Source organism: Pseudoalteromonas sp. T1lg21 (assembly GCF_002964625.1).
GTDB lineage: Bacteria > Pseudomonadota > Gammaproteobacteria > Enterobacterales > Alteromonadaceae > Pseudoalteromonas > Pseudoalteromonas gelatinilytica.
Map to the genome: position 1 here is coordinate 1 of NZ_PQBX01000009.1, position 448 is coordinate 448.

Annotated in this window: 2 tRNA genes; both read left to right on the plus strand. The window is 41.3% G+C overall.

Annotation, left to right across the window (positions count from 1 at the left end):
• Nucleotides 1-118 precede the first annotated feature (118 nt).
• A tRNA-Ile gene (locus C2M25_RS05480) sits at nt 119-195 on the plus strand.
• Nucleotides 196-239: 44 nt separating this feature from the next.
• A tRNA-Ala gene (locus tag C2M25_RS05485) sits at nt 240-315 on the plus strand.
• Nucleotides 316-448 lie beyond the last annotated feature (133 nt).

Sequence of the window (448 nt, forward strand, 5' to 3'; positions counted from 1 at the left end):
CAAGGTAGCCCTAGGGGAACCTGGGGCTGGATCACCTCCTTATACGATTTAGAACTTATTTGTTCGTAGTGTCCACACAGATGATTGTTAATTGTAAAGAGAACAACACTTATTGTTTGGGTCTGTAGCTCAGTTGGTTAGAGCGCACCCCTGATAAGGGTGAGGTCGGTAGTTCAAATCTACTCAGACCCACCACTTCTTCTGAAGTGGCAAATTAAGCAATAAGTACCAGCATATGTGGGGCTATAGCTCAGCTGGGAGAGCGCCTGCCTTGCACGCAGGAGGTCAGCAGTTCGATCCTGCTTAGCTCCACCACTTTTACTCCTTAAAAATAAACATTCTTAATCAGGTAATAAACTGCTTGAGAATAGAGTGTGTTTAATTTTGAGAAGTTTATTCTCTTGCTCTTTAAAAATTTGGAAAGCTGATATTAAAATTCTTATAGATA